A 245-nucleotide genomic window follows, 5' to 3' on the forward strand; every position below is an offset into this window, starting at 1 on the left:
GACCGGGCCCGGGTTCGCGAGGCCGGTCGTCTCGATCACGATGCGATCGAAGTCGAGCTTGCCGTCGCGCTTCTTCGCGGCCAGATCGCCGAGCGCGCGCGCGAGGTCGCCGCGGATCGTGCAGCAGATGCAGCCGTTGCTCATCTGGATGATCTGCTCGTTGGTGTCCTGAACGAGGATCTCGTTGTCGATGTTCTCTTCGCCGAATTCGTTCTCGATCACGGCGATCTTCATGCCGTGTTGTT

Annotated in this window: 1 protein-coding gene; it reads right to left on the reverse strand. The window is 62.0% G+C overall.

All coding sequences use genetic code 11. The annotated features are described in order from the left end of the window. On the reverse strand, positions 1 to 245 hold a 245-nt coding region (locus SB771_RS36315; RefSeq protein WP_410722200.1), incomplete at both ends, for a CobW family GTP-binding protein.

The organism is Burkholderia sp. SIMBA_051 (assembly GCF_046534915.1).
Lineage (GTDB): Bacteria > Pseudomonadota > Gammaproteobacteria > Burkholderiales > Burkholderiaceae > Burkholderia > Burkholderia ambifaria.